At 54.8% G+C, this 16,112-nt stretch carries 16 protein-coding genes and 1 tRNA gene; 12 read left to right on the forward strand and 5 right to left on the reverse strand.

The genetic code is table 11. The features are described 5' to 3' along the window. Together EDF78_RS06910 and dkgB are read left to right on the forward strand one after the other, a co-directional pair. Positions 1-687, forward strand: a complete 687-nt coding sequence (locus tag EDF78_RS06910) for a 4'-phosphopantetheinyl transferase superfamily protein (RefSeq protein ID WP_133822790.1) — start codon at positions 1-3, stop codon at positions 685-687. A 110-nt stretch (positions 688-797) separates the two neighbouring features. Then, on the forward strand, positions 798-1,601 hold the full coding sequence (gene dkgB, locus EDF78_RS06915) for a 2,5-didehydrogluconate reductase DkgB (protein WP_133822791.1): 804 nt from the start codon (positions 798-800) through the stop codon (positions 1,599-1,601). 39 nt (positions 1,602-1,640) lie between these two features. Here the strand turns inward: dkgB and yafC are convergent, their stop codons facing one another. Beyond that, entirely contained in the window at positions 1,641-2,537 is an 897-nt protein-coding gene (yafC, locus tag EDF78_RS06920) for a DNA-binding transcriptional regulator YafC (RefSeq protein ID WP_095923174.1), read from the reverse strand. 106 nt (positions 2,538-2,643) lie between these two features. Between yafC and EDF78_RS06925 the strand changes: the two genes are divergently transcribed. Together EDF78_RS06925 and EDF78_RS06930 are read left to right on the forward strand one after the other, a co-directional pair. Then, positions 2,644-3,819: an MFS transporter gene (locus EDF78_RS06925; RefSeq protein WP_133822792.1), complete on the forward strand. Its 1,176-nt coding sequence runs from the start codon at positions 2,644-2,646 to the stop codon at positions 3,817-3,819. A gap of 193 nt (positions 3,820-4,012) precedes the next feature. Further along, entirely contained in the window at positions 4,013-4,813 is an 801-nt protein-coding gene (locus EDF78_RS06930) for an endonuclease/exonuclease/phosphatase family protein (RefSeq protein ID WP_119822751.1), read from the forward strand. 87 nt (positions 4,814-4,900) lie between these two features. Here the strand turns inward: EDF78_RS06930 and mltD are convergent, their stop codons facing one another. Together mltD and gloB are read right to left on the reverse strand one after the other, a co-directional pair. Beyond that, the gene (gene mltD / locus EDF78_RS06935) at positions 4,901-6,286 is read right to left on the reverse strand and encodes a murein transglycosylase D (protein WP_095923171.1); all 1,386 of its coding nucleotides are present in this window, start codon (positions 6,284-6,286) and stop codon (positions 4,901-4,903) included. A gap of 69 nt (positions 6,287-6,355) precedes the next feature. Continuing rightward, positions 6,356-7,111 carry a hydroxyacylglutathione hydrolase gene (gene gloB, locus EDF78_RS06940; protein WP_119822750.1) on the reverse strand — a complete coding sequence of 252 codons (756 nt, stop codon included), beginning with the start codon at positions 7,109-7,111 and terminating at the stop codon, positions 6,356-6,358. Between the two features lie 43 nt (positions 7,112-7,154). Here gloB and EDF78_RS06945 point away from each other — a divergent pair, with 43 nt between their 5' ends. Further along, positions 7,155-7,880: a methyltransferase domain-containing protein gene (locus EDF78_RS06945; RefSeq protein ID WP_095923169.1), complete on the forward strand. Its 726-nt coding sequence runs from the start codon at positions 7,155-7,157 to the stop codon at positions 7,878-7,880. A gap of 39 nt (positions 7,881-7,919) precedes the next feature. Here EDF78_RS06945 and rnhA read toward each other — a convergent pair whose 3' ends face one another. Next, positions 7,920-8,387 (reverse strand): ribonuclease HI, encoded by a 468-nt coding sequence (gene rnhA / locus EDF78_RS06950; protein WP_095923168.1) that lies wholly within the window; start codon positions 8,385-8,387, stop codon positions 7,920-7,922. A 260-nt stretch (positions 8,388-8,647) separates the two neighbouring features. Here rnhA and aguB point away from each other — a divergent pair, with 260 nt between their 5' ends. From aguB to EDF78_RS06970, 4 genes are all read left to right on the forward strand, one after another. Further along, positions 8,648-9,532, forward strand: coding sequence for an N-carbamoylputrescine amidase (aguB, locus tag EDF78_RS06955; RefSeq protein ID WP_095923167.1), 885 nt, complete (start codon positions 8,648-8,650; stop codon positions 9,530-9,532). Positions 9,533-9,535: 3 nt separating this feature from the next. Then, a complete protein-coding gene (gene aguA, locus EDF78_RS06960) occupies positions 9,536-10,621 on the forward strand; it encodes an agmatine deiminase (protein ID WP_133822793.1) in 1,086 nt (361 codons plus the stop codon). An 82-nt stretch (positions 10,622-10,703) separates the two neighbouring features. Then, positions 10,704-11,441 carry a DNA polymerase III subunit epsilon gene (gene dnaQ / locus EDF78_RS06965; protein ID WP_095923165.1) on the forward strand — a complete coding sequence of 246 codons (738 nt, stop codon included), beginning with the start codon at positions 10,704-10,706 and terminating at the stop codon, positions 11,439-11,441. A gap of 139 nt (positions 11,442-11,580) precedes the next feature. Continuing rightward, positions 11,581-11,657: transfer RNA gene (locus tag EDF78_RS06970), tRNA-Asp, on the forward strand. A gap of 86 nt (positions 11,658-11,743) precedes the next feature. On the opposite strand, the gene EDF78_RS06975 is transcribed toward EDF78_RS06970, so the two are convergent. Continuing rightward, a complete protein-coding gene (locus tag EDF78_RS06975; protein ID WP_133822794.1) occupies positions 11,744-13,246 on the reverse strand; it encodes an NCS1 family nucleobase:cation symporter-1 in 1,503 nt (500 codons plus the stop codon). A 177-nt stretch (positions 13,247-13,423) separates the two neighbouring features. On the opposite strand from EDF78_RS06975, the gene EDF78_RS06980 reads away from it, so the two are divergent. The 3 genes from EDF78_RS06980 to puuE are packed head-to-tail and all read left to right on the forward strand — an operon-like array spanning position 13,424 to position 15,847. Continuing rightward, a complete protein-coding gene (locus EDF78_RS06980) occupies positions 13,424-14,158 on the forward strand; it encodes a GntR family transcriptional regulator (protein ID WP_095923163.1) in 735 nt (244 codons plus the stop codon). Continuing rightward, entirely contained in the window at positions 14,158-14,916 is a 759-nt protein-coding gene (locus EDF78_RS06985; RefSeq protein ID WP_133822795.1) for an aspartate/glutamate racemase family protein, read from the forward strand. The genes EDF78_RS06980 and EDF78_RS06985 overlap by 1 nt, the downstream gene beginning before the upstream one ends. Further along, positions 14,909-15,847 (forward strand): allantoinase PuuE, encoded by a 939-nt coding sequence (gene puuE, locus EDF78_RS06990; protein ID WP_119822746.1) that lies wholly within the window; start codon positions 14,909-14,911, stop codon positions 15,845-15,847. Before EDF78_RS06985 ends, puuE begins: the two co-directional genes overlap by 8 nt. Positions 15,848-16,112 lie beyond the last annotated feature (265 nt).

Consider the following 16,112-nt stretch of genomic DNA (forward strand, 5'->3'; position numbering starts at 1 on the left):
ATGAATTCCGCGTACCTTGTGACTGCGCTGCTGGATGATGCTTTTTCGCTGTCACGCCTGCCCGCAGAATTGCGCGGAAAAAGTGACAGTCTGTCTGCTGCCCGTCGCCTGCAATGGCTGGCGGGCAGGGCGTTGCTGGCGGAAGCACTGGCGGCTTTGTACGGCGGCGACATGCTGCCCGCAATGCAGCTTTCCGCGCAGGGAAAACCCTCTTTTACCGATCCTTCCCTGCCGCATTTTTCCCTTAGTCACAGTAAAAATCATCTGCAACTGGTGCTGTGTGCGGCGGCAGAAACCGGCGGCGATGTGGAGCAGATCCGCCCGCGACCCCGCTATCTTGCGGTGGCGAAGGAAGCATTCACTTCGGCGGAATGTCAGTGGCTGGCAAAACAGCCCGATCCGGTTACGGCCTTCTGGCAACTGTGGTGCCTGCGTGAAGCCTGGCTGAAACAGCAGGGCGGCAGCGTGTGGCAGATGGACAGGATCCGTCCCGATCCGGTGGCAGGAAAATATACCTCTGAACCTTTTACCGACAGCCTGTTATGGGTTGCCGGTGACGACGCCGTGATGCGGGCGCTGGCGCTGCCTGCCCGCGTCACGGAGGTAAAAGAATGGGTGTTTAACGCCGCGTCCGGCAGGCTACAGCCGCAGGCGCCGCGCCAGTGGTTGCGCTTTTCACCCCGCTGATTATTGCGCTGTCATCAAAAGTCTTGTGGCAAAGCAGTCGTTTTTATCCATGAAGCACCGGTTCATACTCTCTTCCAACATTGACCTGATTACTATTAAGAGAGAGCACAATGAGCATTCCTGCATTCGGTCTGGGTACCTTCCGCCTGAAAGATGACGTGGTAAAAGCGTCGGTCGCCACCGCCGTAGAACTGGGCTATCGCGCCATTGATACCGCACAGATTTATGATAACGAAGCCGCCGTCGGCGAGGCGCTGGCAGACAGTGGCGTCGCCCGTGAAGAACTCTACATCACCACCAAAATCTGGATCGAAAACCTCGCTGCGGACAAGCTGGCCGACAGCCTGAAAGAAAGCCTGCGTAAGCTGAAAACGGATTATGTCGATCTGACCTTGATCCACTGGCCGTCGCCAAATCAGGCGGTCAGCGTGACAGAAACGATGCACGCGCTGGTGGAAGCGAAGAAAATGGGGCTGACCCGTGAAATCGGTATTTCCAACTTCACCGTTGCCCTGATGCAGGAAGCTATCGACGCGGTCGGTGCGGATCAGATCGCGACCAATCAGATTGAACTGTCGCCGTTCCTGCAAAACCAGACCGTGGTGGATTTTGCCCGTCAGAACGGCATCGCCATCACGTCTTACATGACGCTGGCTTACGGCGATGCGCTGAAAGACGCGACCATTATTGAGATCGCCGCACGCCATAACGCGACGCCTGCGCAGGTGGTGCTGGCCTGGGCGTTGCAGCTGGATTACGCGGTGATCCCGTCATCGACCAAACGCGAAAACCTGCAAAGCAATTTGCTGGCGCAGCAACTGACCCTGACCGAAGCGGATATGCAACAGATCGCTGCGCTGGAACGCAATGGCCGTCTGGTCAGCCCGGAAGGTCTGGCTCCAGACTGGGATTGATCGTTAAACGCCTCCCCTTCGCCGGGGAGGAATCAACCTTCACACCCCACGGGTTCCCAGCTTCTCACTGAGAAAATCAATAAAGCACCGGATCCGCGTGCTGACCGTCTGATCGCTGTAATACACCGCGTGGAACGGCATGGCGATGCGCAGGGTATCCGGCACCAGCAGTTTCACCAGATCGCCGCGCGCGACATCTTCATCCGTCATGAAATCCGACAGACAGGCAATCCCGTTGCCCTGTAAACACAGCCTGCGCAGCGTTTCACCACTTCCGGAACTGATAAACGGCGTGACCGTCAGTTGCTGACCGTCAGCGCACAGCAGCGGCCATTTATTCAGCGCAACCACTTCGTTAAAACCCAGACAGCGGTGCTTCAGCAGGTCATCGGCATTTTCCGGCGTTCCCCATTTTTTAAGGTAATCCGGCGAGGCCAGCACGCTGCGGTAGCTCAGCATCAGCTTGCGCGCCCGCAGGCTGGAATCTTCCAGCTCACCCACTCGGATCGCCACATCCACTTTATGCTCAATCAGATTGATATTGCTCTCGGACGAAAATAGCGCGAGCGACATCTTCGGGAAACGTTCGGTAAATTCCGCCACCAGCGGCGATATGAGATGCAAAATGACCGGCGTCGCGGCATCAACCCGCAACAGCCCCTGCGGGTCGTCGCGGTTCTCCAGCAAGTCATCTTCGGCGGCCGCCATGTCATGCAGGATTTTCTGCACACGAACAAAATACCGCTCGCCTTCGTGCGTCAGGCTGATTTGACGCGTGGTGCGGTTGAGCAGGGTGATCCCCAGTTTTTTCTCCAGACGTTTCAGGGTCCGGCTGACCACGGAATTATCCTGCCCCAGCTGTTCTGCTGCGCGACTGAAACTGCCGCTTTCCACCACCGTGACAAAGGTAATCAATTCTTCAGAACTGGCTCGCATTGTTGTTACTCCAGCATAAATCAATTGATACTTTGGTTATTTCTGTCATTTAAGCACAAGCCGATAATAGCCGCTATCAAATCGATATTCATGTGGAGTAAAGGTTATGCCGCTTGCACTATTAGCACTGACCATCAGTGCGTTCGCTATAGGAACAACAGAGTTTGTTATCGTCGGCCTTGTGCCGACCATCGCGCAGCAACTGGGGGTTTCCGTCCCGTCGGCCGGTTTGCTGGTTTCCATTTACGCGCTTGGCGTGGCGATTGGCGCACCGGTGCTGACCGCGCTGACCGGCCGTGTACCGCGTAAAGCCCTGCTCATCGGCCTGATGGTACTGTTCACGCTGGGCAATCTGCTGGCGTGGCAGTCACCCAATTACAATACGCTGGTGATGGCGCGTCTGCTGACCGGGCTGGCGCACGGTGTGTTCTTCTCGATTGGCTCGACCATCGCCACCAGCCTGGTGCCGAAGGAAAAAGCGGCGTCGGCCATTGCCTTGATGTTCGGCGGCCTGACGGTTGCACTGGTCACCGGGGTGCCGCTGGGGACATTTATCGGGCAGCATTTCGGCTGGCGCGAAACTTTCCTCGCCGTCTCGCTGATTGGCGTGATAGCGATTATCGCCAGCGCCATTCTGGTGCCCAATAACATTAAAAATAAACCGGCGGCGCGCATTGCCGATCAGGTCAAAGTGCTGATGAACCCCCGTTTACTGCTGATTTACGCCATTACCGCGCTGGGTTACGGCGGCGTATTCACCACCTTTACCTTCCTCGCGCCGATGATGCAGGAGCAGGCCGGTTTCTCTGCCAGCATGGTCAGCTGGATCCTGCTGGCATACGGTGTGTCGGTGGCGGTGGGTAATATCTGGGGCGGCAAACTGGCTGACCGTCACGGCGCAGTCAAAGCGCTGACGATCATCTTTGCGGCACTGGCCTCGTTGTTACTGATTTTCCAGTTCACTTCAGGCTTTGGTATTCCGGCATTAATCACCCTGCTGGTGATGGGCATCTTTGCTTTCGGTAACGTGCCGGGATTACAGGTGTACGTGGTACAGAAAGCCGAAGAGGTGACGCCTGATGCGGTGGATGTCGCCTCCGGCCTGAATATCGCCGCCTTCAACGTCGGTATTGCCTTAGGTTCGGTGATTGGCGGGCAGGTGGTGTCTACGATTGGGCTGGCGCAAACGCCATGGATTGGTGCGGTGATCGTCGCGGGTGCGCTGTTACTTATCCGCCTGAGCGGGCATCTGGATCGCAAGCCCAAAGCGGCGCTGGCCTGATTATTCCTGAATTTTGTGTCTTCACGGCTCGCCTCTGGCGGGCCGTTTTTGTTTTTATGCTAGCCTGTAGATGTGACCAGGTTGTATACCAATGTAAACAGATTTGGCCTGAGCGCCTGCGGGCGTATACTGAACTTTCGCTGTGGGAATCTCTCTCATATAGCAACGATATAACGGGTAACAGGCGATTAGCGTGCGGAAAAAAACATATGCAATGAGGTATGTCGCAGGTCAGCCCGCAGAGCAAATCTTTCCGGGCGTCCTCGCACATTTGGGGCCGGATTTGCCGCCGGGTGCTGCGCTGCCGAATTCGAATATTTTGCGCGTCATGGTGTGGAATATCTTCAAACAACAGCGGGCTGACTGGTTGTCAGTCCTGCGCGATTACGGCAAAGATGCGCAACTGGTGCTGCTTCAGGAAGCGCAAACCACGCCCGAGCTGATCCGGTATGCCACGTCGAATTATCTGGCGGCGGATCAGGTACCCGCGTTTATGCTGCCTCAGCACCCCTCTGGCGTGATGACACTCTCTGCTGCGCATCCGGTCTATTGTTGTCCGCTGCGTGAGCGTGAGCCGCTTCTGAGGCTCTCTAAATCGGCACTCGTCACCGTGTATCCGCTTCTGGATGGGCGCTTGCTGATGGTGGTGAATATCCACGCGGTGAATTTCAGTATCGGTATCGACGTGTACAGTAAGCAGCTTGACCCGATTGGTGAGCAGATTGCTAACCATAAAGGCCCGGTGATCATGGCGGGGGATTTCAATGCCTGGAGCAGGCAACGCATCAATGCGCTGTTCGGCTTTGCGGGCAATATCCATCTGGAGGAAGTGCGCTTCCCGGCGGACTATCGCAAACGCGCCTTTGGCAGGCCGCTGGATTTCATTTTCTATCGCGACCTGAGCGTCACCAGCGCCTCAGTGATGGAAACGCGGGCGTCGGATCATAACCCGCTGCGGGTGGAATTTCTGGCAGATAAGCCGCTGACACAGTAACGCTTAATTCGTCCGTCAAAAAAACGCAGACATAAAAAAAGCACCCGGAGTGATCAGGGTGCTTTTTTATTGCCGGTACCTTCAGACTCAGGTATCAGGGCTCATTTTGTTGCTGACGAACAACGTTAACTTGTTGCCCGGCTGCAGGTTGTCGGCATTCGCATTCCAGCGCATCACATCTTTGATGTTAACGCCGTGACGCCTTGCAATGCTCGACAGTGAGTCACCTTTACGTACCTGGTACGTGATACTGCCGCCATTCACACTGGTGCTGCTGACGCTGTTATCCGCCACTTGCAGTGTTTGCCCAACTTTTAACGCGCCTGCTGAGCGCAAATTGTTCCAACGCTGTAAATCACGGGTCTTCACATTCAGTCGGGCTGCAATACCAGACAAGCTGTCGCCGGAGCGCACCTTATACTCTTTTGCACCAGACGGCATGTTGCTGGCCAGTTTGGTTTCCTGTACTGCGGCGATATCGCCATCAGCCAGTGAATCTTTTAACTGGTCGGCATGCGCCTTCGGCAGAACAATGTAATGCGGGCCATTCGGCGCGGTCACATTCTTCTTGTAGCCAGTGTTAAACGACTTGAGTTTGGTCAGGGACATACCCGCCATCTCAGCCGCCTGAGTCAGCTGCATCTGCTGCCCGACTTCAACACGCGCCAGAGCACGGTCTTCACTCGGTTTCGGCAGACTGATACCGTATTTCTTGCTGTGCTTGAGAATGTCGCTCAACGCTAACATTTTCGGCACATAAATCGATGTTTCACGTGGCAGCGCCAGCGCCCAGAAATCCGTTGAACGGCCCTTGGCTTTGTTCGCTTTCACCGCTTGCATGACACGGCCTTCACCGCTGTTATACGCAGCCACGGTCAGTAACCAGTCGCCACCAAACATCTTGTTCAGACGTTGCATCATATCAAGCGCAGCAGTCGTCGAAGCCACAACATCGCGGCGTCCGTCATACCACTGGTTTTGTTTCAAACCATAATTTCGACCCGTCTGCGGCACAATCTGCCACAACCCGGCAGCGTTCGCTGACGAGGTTGCTTTGGGGTCAAAAGCGCTCTCCACTATGGGTAGCAGTACCAGTTCCATCGGCATATTACGTTTCTTAATCTGCTCGGTGATCCAGTACATGTACGGCTCTGCCCGTAATGTTACATCGTGGAGATAGCTCTTATTTTTTAAATATTTAACTCTTTGCTCGCGGATCCGGGGATTATCCGGAACCTTCATCTTCAGCTCGTCGCCTATGAAGTTCCACAAATTTTGTTGGGAGACGGTGTCGTTTCCATCCAACCATCCCCCAGATGCCGCTCGGCCATCATCTGTGTACTGTCCTGCTTCACTTTGACTTGCTGAAGACAAACTCTGTGCATGTTGTTCCGGTACCTTCACGCCCTGCCTGGACGCCTGGCAACCTGTGAGCAACATGGAGGCGATTATTAGGATCGCGTTTGCCTTCATGTGTGTGTCATAGTTGCTTAAAAGACGAGCGATAATACTTTGCTTCGAAAAAAAACACAACCTTTGGGTCTAGAAGCTATCCTTGAGTGCCCTTAAACGGGCAAAAACCTGCCAGTGAGGCGTTAAGGGATCGCTAAGGTTTAATTTGTTTTGTAAATCAACATCATCACATCGTAAAAAGAGGTTAATTTTACGCTCAAGACCGAGGGTTGAAGGCAGGGAAGATTGTCCCTTTTCCCGCATTTGTTGCACTTTGTGCTCATGAGAATGAATATCATCATCAGCCGGTAAAATAGCACGCGCAAACTTAAGATTTGAGAGAGTGTACTCGTGCGCGGCGCAGATTAAAGTTTCATCAGGCAAGGCAGCTAACCGTTGAAACGACTGGTACATTTGCTCCGGCGTTCCTTCAAACAACCGACCACATCCGGCAGAAAACATCGTATCGCCGCAGAAAAGATAAGGCGCGCTATAGTATGAAATGTGACCAAGTGTGTGCCCGGGCGTAGCAAAGATCTGCCATTCCAGACCGCCGATTACCAGTTTATCGCCGTTTTTAAGACTAATCTGACTAAATTTGTTCTCAGTTTCGTGAGGTCCGTACACTTTCAGACCCGGAAAATGGCTGCAAATCTCGTTTACGCCCCCCACATGGTCATGATGATGATGGGTCAGAAGGATCGCAGTCGGGGTTAAATTGGCCTTTTTCAGCGCCGCTAAAACGGGAGCCGCCTCACCGGGATCGACAATCAGGCAATGCCCCTGCTGGTCATCCAGCATCCAAATGTAATTGTCCTGCAACGCAGGAATACTGATAAGATTCATGGCAACCTCTCTTTGGCAACTGCTTGAAAGAAGATAACAAACTATGCGACCAGCCCGCGCCCGTAAGACCATTGTTGCACCGGCTTCATGGGAAGATATCCCGTGCGGAGACCATTACCGTGCCGCGCTTGAGCAACAACTGCAACCCTGGTGGGGCAAACTCTACGGTTTTCACCTGCTGAAAATCGGCGCATTAAGTGCCGAAATCGACGCGCAGGCGTGTCCTATCTCGCATCAGGTGAACTTTGCGCCCGAAGGCGAGGGGCTGCATGTGCGGGGCGATCCGTACTATTTACCCTTTGCGGCCAAGTCGGTAGATGCCTGCCTGCTCAGTCATACGCTGGCCTACGCGGACGATCCGCACCGTATTCTGCGGGAAGTGGATCGCGTGCTGATTGATGATGGCTGGATGGTGCTCAGCAGCTTTAACCCGCTCAGTCTGCTGGGGATCGGAAAACTGATGCCGGTGTTTCGAAAACGCCAGCCATACAGCAGCCGCCTGTTTACCCAGATGCGCCTGCTCGACTGGCTGTCATTGCTCAATTATGAAGTGATGGTGCACCGGCGTTTTCACGTGCTGCCGTGGAAAAAGAATGGCGGCAAATTACTGAGTACGCATCTTCCCGCGCTGGGCTGTATGACGCTGATCATCGCCCGCAAACGCACCTTCCCGCTGACGCCGACGGCGAAGAAAGTGCCCGCGCAGAAACAAAAAATACCGCAGGCGGTGGGCGCAACCAAGAGCTACAGAAAAGAGCATCGCGACTGAAGCTTTGCTCCTTCCCCTGTTACGATGGGTTCTGCGACGTTAATTCTCTGCCTGATAGCCGACATCATCCAGCGTCGGATTGCCCGCCGCGTCTTTTGCCAGTATGTCACACCGTTCATTTTCAGGATGTCCGGCGTGACCTTTAACCCACATCCAGTTCAGCTGATGCGTCTGGATCGCCGCATCCAGGCGCTTCCACAAATCGACGTTTTTCACCGGTTTTTTGTCTGCGGTTTTCCAGCCCCGTTTCTTCCAGTTGTGGATCCACGACGTGATCCCCTGACGGACGTACTGACTGTCGGTGCTCAGTGTCACTTCGCACGGTGACGTCAGGGCTTCCAGTGCCACAATCGCCGCCATCATTTCCATGCGGTTATTGGTGGTCAGACGGAAACCCGCGCTGAACTCTTTTTCGTGCTGTTTATAGCGTAAAATCGCACCGAAACCGCCGGGGCCGGGGTTACCCAGGCAGGAGCCATCGGTGAAAATCTCTACCTGTTTGGTCATTTCTGGCAGGCTCTGTGATCAAAAGTAAACGCCAAGTCTGACATAAACCGGCGTGCCCGGCACAGTAATATCTTGGGGTGTAACTGTCTGAAAGAGGGGCGTGTCAGCCGTTACCCGGCCGTTCATCACTCTTTTGGCTGGAGAGCGCGGTCTTTTGCAATATAATAGGAAAATGCAGAGTGCCAGTTCAAAACTCTGAGTGAGTTGAGTCTTTCATGGTTTTTTCACTGCCAATTTTTTCAATGCTTTAAGGATGTCTAATGAGAAATGTAACGGTTTCTGCAACACAAATGAGCTGCAGCTGGGATCTGGAAAAGAATATTGTTAACGCCGAAAAGCTGGTTCGCGAAGCGCAGGCGAAAGGCGCGCAAATCATTCTTATTCAGGAACTTTTCGCTGCACCGTATTTCTGTATTGATCAGAGCCCTGAGCATTACAGTCTGGCGCAAGAGCTGGATAACAGCCCGCTCATTCGTCATTTCTCTGCGCTGGCGAAAGAACTGGAAGTGGTGCTGCCTCTGAGCTTCTTTGAGAAGTGCAACAACGCCTATTACAACTCGCTGGTCATGATTGATGCTGACGGCAGTGTGCTGGACGTTTATCGCAAAACTCACATTCCGAACGGCCCGGCCTATCAGGAAAAGCAATTCTTCATTCCCGGCGACACCGGTTTCAAAGTGTGGAACACCCGTTACGCGAAAATTGGCGTGGGCATTTGCTGGGATCAATGGTTCCCGGAAACCGCACGTTGTCTGGCATTGCAGGGCGCGGAAATCATCTTCTATCCGACGGCCATCGGTTCCGAACCTGCCTATCCGGACATTGACAGCCAGCCACACTGGACCCGCGTTCAGCAGGGGCACGCGGCGGCAAACCTGGTGCCGGTGATCGCTTCAAACCGCATCGGCACTGAAAAAAGCAAATTCATTCCTGATTACGAAATGACGTTCTACGGTTCCTCCTTTATTGCGGATCAGACCGGTGCGCTGGTCGAACAGGCCAACAAGACGGATGAAGCGGTGCTGGTTCACACCTTTGATCTCGATGCCATCGCTGCCCAGCGCGCATCCTGGGGTCTGTTCCGTGACCGTCGCCCTGAAATGTACGGCGCTATCGCCACATCTGACGGTTCAACAAGGAAATAACGGATGTCTTCTATTGATATCACCCCTCAGGCTGAAGGTTTTGTGATGCCCGCTGAATGGGCATCACAGCAAGCGGTCTGGATGATCTGGCCTTACCGTACTGACAACTGGCGCTCCAACGGCCGTCCGGCGCAGCTGGCTTTTGCGAATGTCGCGGCAGCGATTGCCACCACCACGCCGGTCTTTATGGCGGTGCCGGCAGCGGAAATGGCGAACGCGCGTGAAGTGATGCCTGCACAGATTACGCTGGTGGAAATGGAAAGTGATGACGCGTGGATGCGTGACACCGGCCCGACCATTGTGGTGAATCCGCAGGGTGATCGTCTGGCGATCGACTGGACGTTTAACGCGTGGGGCGGTTTCCACGGCGGCCTTTACTCCAGCTGGGAACGCGATCAGTTGGTTGCCCGTCAGGTTGCCAATTATCACCACATTCCGTACCTGTCGACCGATCTGGTGCTGGAAGGCGGCTCAATTCATGTCGATGGTGAAGGGACCTTGCTGACCACCGCTGAATGCCTGCTGAATCCGAACCGCAATCCTGATTGGTCGAAAGCAGAGATTGAGGCGAAGCTGCGGGAAACGCTCGGTGTTGAGCAATTTATCTGGCTGGAAGAGGGCGTGTTCAACGACGAGACCGATGGTCACGTGGACAACATGTGCTGCTTTGTCCGTCCGGGTGAGGTCGCGTTGCACTGGACTGACGACCAGCAGGATCCGCAGTACGCGCGCTCTCTGGCGGCGTTAAAGGTGCTGGAAGCGGCGAAAGATGCTCAGGGCCGCAGCCTGAAAATCTGGAAAATGCCGTCGCCTCCTGTGATGCACGCCACCGCAGAAGAGACGATTGGGGTATTGCCGGGCACGGCGATTGAACGTGTGGAAGGCAACCGTCTGGCAGCGTCTTACGTCAATTACCTGATCAGCAATAACCACATCATCTTCCCGCTGCTGGATGCGAAAACCGATCCGCTGGCTGAAGCGATGTTTGCTCAGATGTACCCGGATTATAAAATCACCGGCATTCCGGCCCGTGAAATTCTTCTGGGTGGTGGTAACATCCACTGCATTACGCAGCAAATCCCCGCGTAAGATAAAGTGCCCGGCACGCGTCTCTGTTTCGTGGCCGGGCAGATCGTTTCTGCAATTGACCGTCACCGTTGGATAATGAGCCATGGATTTACAAAACACCTCTAACAGGATCGTCGTTCTCGATACCGAAACCACCGGTATGAATAAGCTGGGCGTCCATTATGAAGGACACCGGATTATCGAAATCGGTGCCGTTGAAGTGATTAACCGCCGCCTGACCGGCCGCAACTTCCATGTCTATCTCAAACCCGATCGTCTGGTGGATCCTGAAGCTTTTGGCGTTCACGGTATCAGTGACGAGTTTCTGGCCGATAAACCGACCTTTGCTGAGATTGCTGACGACTTTATCGAGTACATTCGCGGCGGCGAGTTAGTCATTCATAACGCCACGTTCGACATCGGCTTTATGGATTACGAGTTCGACATGCTCGGACGCGATCTGCCGAAAACGGAAACGTTCTGTAAAATCACCGACAGCCTGGCGATGGCGCGTAAGCTGTTCCCCGGCAAGCGTAACAACCTCGATGCCCTGAGCGATCGCTACCTGATCGACAACAGCAAGCGAACGCTGCACGGCGCGTTGCTTGACTCCGAAATTCTTGCCGAAGTTTATCTGATGATGACCGGCGGCCAGACCAGCATTAAGTTCACCCACGAAGGCGAGCAAAATACCGGTGCGGACGGTCTGGGGATCCAGCGCGTGGCGCGTCCGGCATCCGGTTTAAAAGTGATTACGGCGACGGAGCAGGAACTGGCGTGGCACGAAGAAAGATTGGATCTGGTGGTGAAAAAGGGCGGCAGCTGTTTGTGGCGTTCGTAAGCGGCTTTTACTGAGTTTTGCACTGAAATTATCCAGCCTGCGGAAAAACTGTGCGGTTGATTGAAAATATCAGGAAAAGCATTGACGTAAAGGCGGGCATTCCTTAATATCCGCTCCGTTCTTAACCAGAACAAAACGCGGAGCGGTAGTTCAGTTGGTTAGAATACCTGCCTGTCACGCAGGGGGTCGCGGGTTCGAGCCCCGTCCGTTCCGCCACTATTCAGAAGCCCTGAGTGAGAAATCACTCAGGGCTTCGTCGTTTCAGCCGTCCTGGCTTCATCCCTCCCTGCAAAACGACCTGTTTATTCCACTTCGGTTTTCATAAAGCCCATTGCGCCGCTGGTTACGCGGTCATGACGGGCGATATAACGATAAAAACCTCCGGCCAGAAACGCACCGATAAACCAGCTGAAGTTCGCCACCTGATGCAGGCTCGGGGTAAAGCTGATGATCAGACCAATCGCCACCGCAGGCACCAGCGCGGCAATCGCTTTCGGGTTAAACCCGTTGCGGTACCAGTAACGGCCGGAAGGTGTGGCGTTAAACAGCGCATCCACATCCATATGACCGCGTTTAATCAGGTAATAATCCGCCAGCAGAATCCCGAACAATGGCCCGATGAATGACCCCAGAACGTCCAGGGTATAGTGGATAATTTCCGGTGACTGGAACAGGTTCCACGGCGTCAGCAGAACGGAACCGACGGCGGCGATCATCCCGCCGGTACGGAAACTGATTTTCTGCGGTGAACAGTTGGAGAAGTCGAACGCCGGTGACACAAAGTTCGCCACGATATTGATACCGATGGTCGCGATGATCATGGTCAGCAGACCGAGCGCCACCGCCACGCTGTTACCCACCCGGCTGACGGTTTCGATAGGATCGGTGATCATCTGGCCGAACAGAGATTGCGTCCCGGAAACGATCACCACGGTGACAATCGAGAACAGCAGGAAGTTAAACGGCAGCCCCCAGCGGTTTCCGCGACGAATTTCGCCCATGCTTTTGCCGTAACGGGAGAAGTCGCCGAAATTGAGCAACGGACCGGAGAAGTAGGACACCACCAGCGCCGTCGCGGTCAGCATTTCCCAGCCCTGCTGGCCGACGGTCAGCGTTTTGGTGGACAATGTGAAAGAGATATTGCTCAGACCGGTTTTATACAAAATCCAGCCCGCCAGCATCAGCATAACAACATACACTGCCGGACCCGCCACATCGATAAAGCGCTTAATCGCGCTCATTCCGTGCCAGAACACCATCGCCTGCAATACCCACATAATGCCGAAACAAATCCAGCCGAGGGCAGAAAGGCCCAGCCAGTGCGGCACGGTCAGCGGCGTCAGCGACGGGAAAAACTTCAGCAGCACCAGCATTAATGCGTTAGCCGCCAGATAGGTCTGAATGCCGTACCAGGCGAAAGCGATCAGCCCGCGGATCACCGCCGGAATGTTCGCGCCAAACACGCCGAATGCCTGACGGCAAATGACGGCGTAAGGTACACCGGCCTGCTGGCTGGGTTTCGCCACCAGATTGGCACAAATCTGCACGATACAAATCCCGCACAGCAAACACAGCAACACCTGCCAGCTGGTCAGGCCAAGGGTGAAGAAACTCGCGGCGACCACATAACCGCCCATGCTGTGCACATCGGACATCCAGAAAGAAAAGATGTTGTACCAGCTCCAGTTCTGATGACGGGTGGGAGCAAGATCATCGTTACACAGCCGCGGGCTGTAATAAGGTTTGATGATCCCGGCGCTCTGTTCAGATGACGCCGTGGCGGAGGTGATTTCCTGATTTGGCATAAATCGTGCTCCTGTCATAAACAACATGTGAAAGTCGGAAGCCGTGTCCCGGCTGCCTAAAGTGAAAAAGCAGTCACAGGAGCACTGCATGAATCAGGCCAAATTTCATTTTTTGTATACAAAAAATCACTTTCATGTATACGATTAAATTCTCGAACGGTATACGGAGTAACGGCAATGACCAGTTGGAACGGGCTAAATACAGCCTATTTTACCGAGGATAAGGACGACCATATTTATAACGCGCTGGTGAGATCTATCGTGGAACACCAGCTTTTGCCTGGCAGCAAATTGCCGGAAGAAGCGCTGGCTGAGGTGTTTTCAGTCAGCCGCACGGGGATCCGCCGCGTCCTGCAACGCCTTGCCGCAGTGCAACTGGTCACGTTATTGCCCAAGCGTGGTGCGCATGTCACCACGCCGGATGCTCAGGAATCCCGCGATGTGTTCGCCACCCGTAAAATTCTGGAGTGCGCCAACCTGCCGCAGGTGATCGCGCATTGCCAGTCGCCGCATCTGGTGGCGATGAAAAAACTGGTGCAGGAAGAAAAGCGCGCTCACGATGAACGCAACGGCGCTGCGGCGATCCGTCTTTCCGCCGCCTTCCACGTTCAGCTACAGGCCATTTCCGGCAATAAAGTGCTGACCGAATCCGTCTCGCAACTGACCCTGCGTTCCTCGCTGGCGATTGCCGCCTGGGGCGCGCCGTGGCAACAGGGCTGCCGTTGTCATGACCATGATGACCTTATCGATTTGCTGAAAAAGCGCGATGTCACCGGGCTGACGGAGAGCATGGCGCTTCACTTCGACAGCATCGTCGCCAGCCTGCGTTTTGAGCAGAACAACGGACACACGCCGGATTTTGCGCAGATTTTTGGCACGCAGCAGCCGGTCACCGGTAAGGACGCTGACTGATGGCCAACCCGCTTTGTATACAACTGATCAACCCGAACACCAGTCTGGCGATGACTGAGGTCATGGCGCACACCGCCCGCTCGGTGGCGTCGCCGGAGACACACATTGTGGCGGTTTGCCCTGAAGAGGGGGCACCGTCCATTGAAGGGCATTTCGATGAAGCGATTGCGACGCTCGGCGTATTGCAGCAGATAAAAGCCGGGCGTGACGCGGGCGTGGACGGGCACATTATTGCCTGCTTCGGCGATCCGGGATTACTCGCTGCCCGCGAGCTGGCACGTGCGCCGGTGATCGGCATTGCTGAAGCGGCGATGCATCTTGCCACCTTGCTGGCGACGCGTTTCTCGATTGTCACCACCTTACCGCGCACCCTGACCATCGCCCGCCATTTGCTGCATCAGTACGGCTTTGAACGCCATTGCGCCGCCTTACATGCCATCGATTTGCCGGTGCTGTCGCTGGAAGACGGCAGCGGACTGGCGCAGGAAAAAGTGCGTGAGCAATGTATCGCGGTCAAAAAATCCGACGGCAGCGGGGCGATTGTCCTGGGTTGCGGCGGAATGGCCGATCTGGCGCAGGCACTGACGCTGGAGCTGAATATCCCGGTGATCGACGGTGTCAGCGCGGCGGTGAAAATGGTTGAGTCACTGGCGGCGCTGCGCCTGACAACCAGTAAACATGGCGATCTGGATTATCCGCTGGAAAAACCTTTGTCTGGCCGTTTTGCCGGGCTGAATCTGAGAGAACACTATGTCTGATATGGAATACGGTTTTAGCGAAACTTATCCGCGTGACTTAATCGGTTACGCCGGACGTCCGCCGCACGCCAACTGGCCGGGCAACGCCCGCATCGCCGTGCAGTTTGTGCTGAATTACGAAGAGGGCGCAGAGAATAACGTTCTGCACGGTGATGCCGGTTCTGAGCAATTCCTGTCTGACATCATCGGTGCTGCCAGTTTCCCTGACCGCCATATGTCGATGGATTCGCTGTACGAATACGGATCCCGTGCAGGGTTCTGGCGCATCCACAATGAGTTTCAGAAACGCGGTCTGCCGCTGACTGTTTTCGGTGTGGCGATGGCACTGGCACGCAATCCGGAAATCGTCAGCGCCATCAAAGCGGCCGATTACGATATCGTCAGCCACGGCTGGCGCTGGATCCATTATCAGAACATGAGCAAAGCCGAAGAGGCGGAGCACATGCAAAAAGCGGTCACCGTGCTGAGCGACCTGTTCGGTAAAGCGCCATCGGGCTGGTACACCGGCCGCGACAGCCCGAACACCCGTCAGCTGGTCGCGGAATCGGGCGGATTCCAGTATGACAGCGATTATTACGGCGACGACCTGCCATTCTGGATGCCGGTGAAACTGGAAAGTGGCGAAACGAAACAGCATCTGGTGATCCCTTACACGCTGGAAACCAACGATATGCGTTTCGCCTCCCCGCAGGGTTTCAACACCGGCGAGCAGTTTTATACCTATCTGAAAGACACGTTTGATGTGTTGTACGCTGAAGGGGAAACTTCGCCGAAAATGATGTCGGTCGGTATGCACTGCCGGATCCTCGGCCGTCCGGGGAGATTTCGCGCTTTACAGCGGTTTCTCGATTACATCGGGTCACATGAGAAGGTGTGGGTTTGTAAGCGGCAGGACATTGCCGACCATTGGGTTAAACATTTCGGTGTTTAATCTCGAAATTCAAATTCAAAACCTTGGGCTCGCCGCCCAAACTGGCCCAGAGGACGCGTAAGCGCGCGCCCTCTGGACTCCCGCGCTTTTTCACTGCGCGCTATCGCTAGATAATATGTTTCAGGTATCACCGTGACCGGCTGGAAATCTTGCCGCTGCGCGGTTCCCTCTCTCGGTCCTGAAGCCTCAGGTCTTCAGGCCGCTCCGTTCGGCAAGATTTCTGAATCGCCCGCGCGATTTTAAATTCAAAGGCAGACTGCTTTCA

Origin of the sequence: Rahnella sp. BIGb0236 (genome assembly GCF_004364755.1) — a bacterium.
Lineage (GTDB): Bacteria > Pseudomonadota > Gammaproteobacteria > Enterobacterales > Enterobacteriaceae > Rahnella > Rahnella victoriana.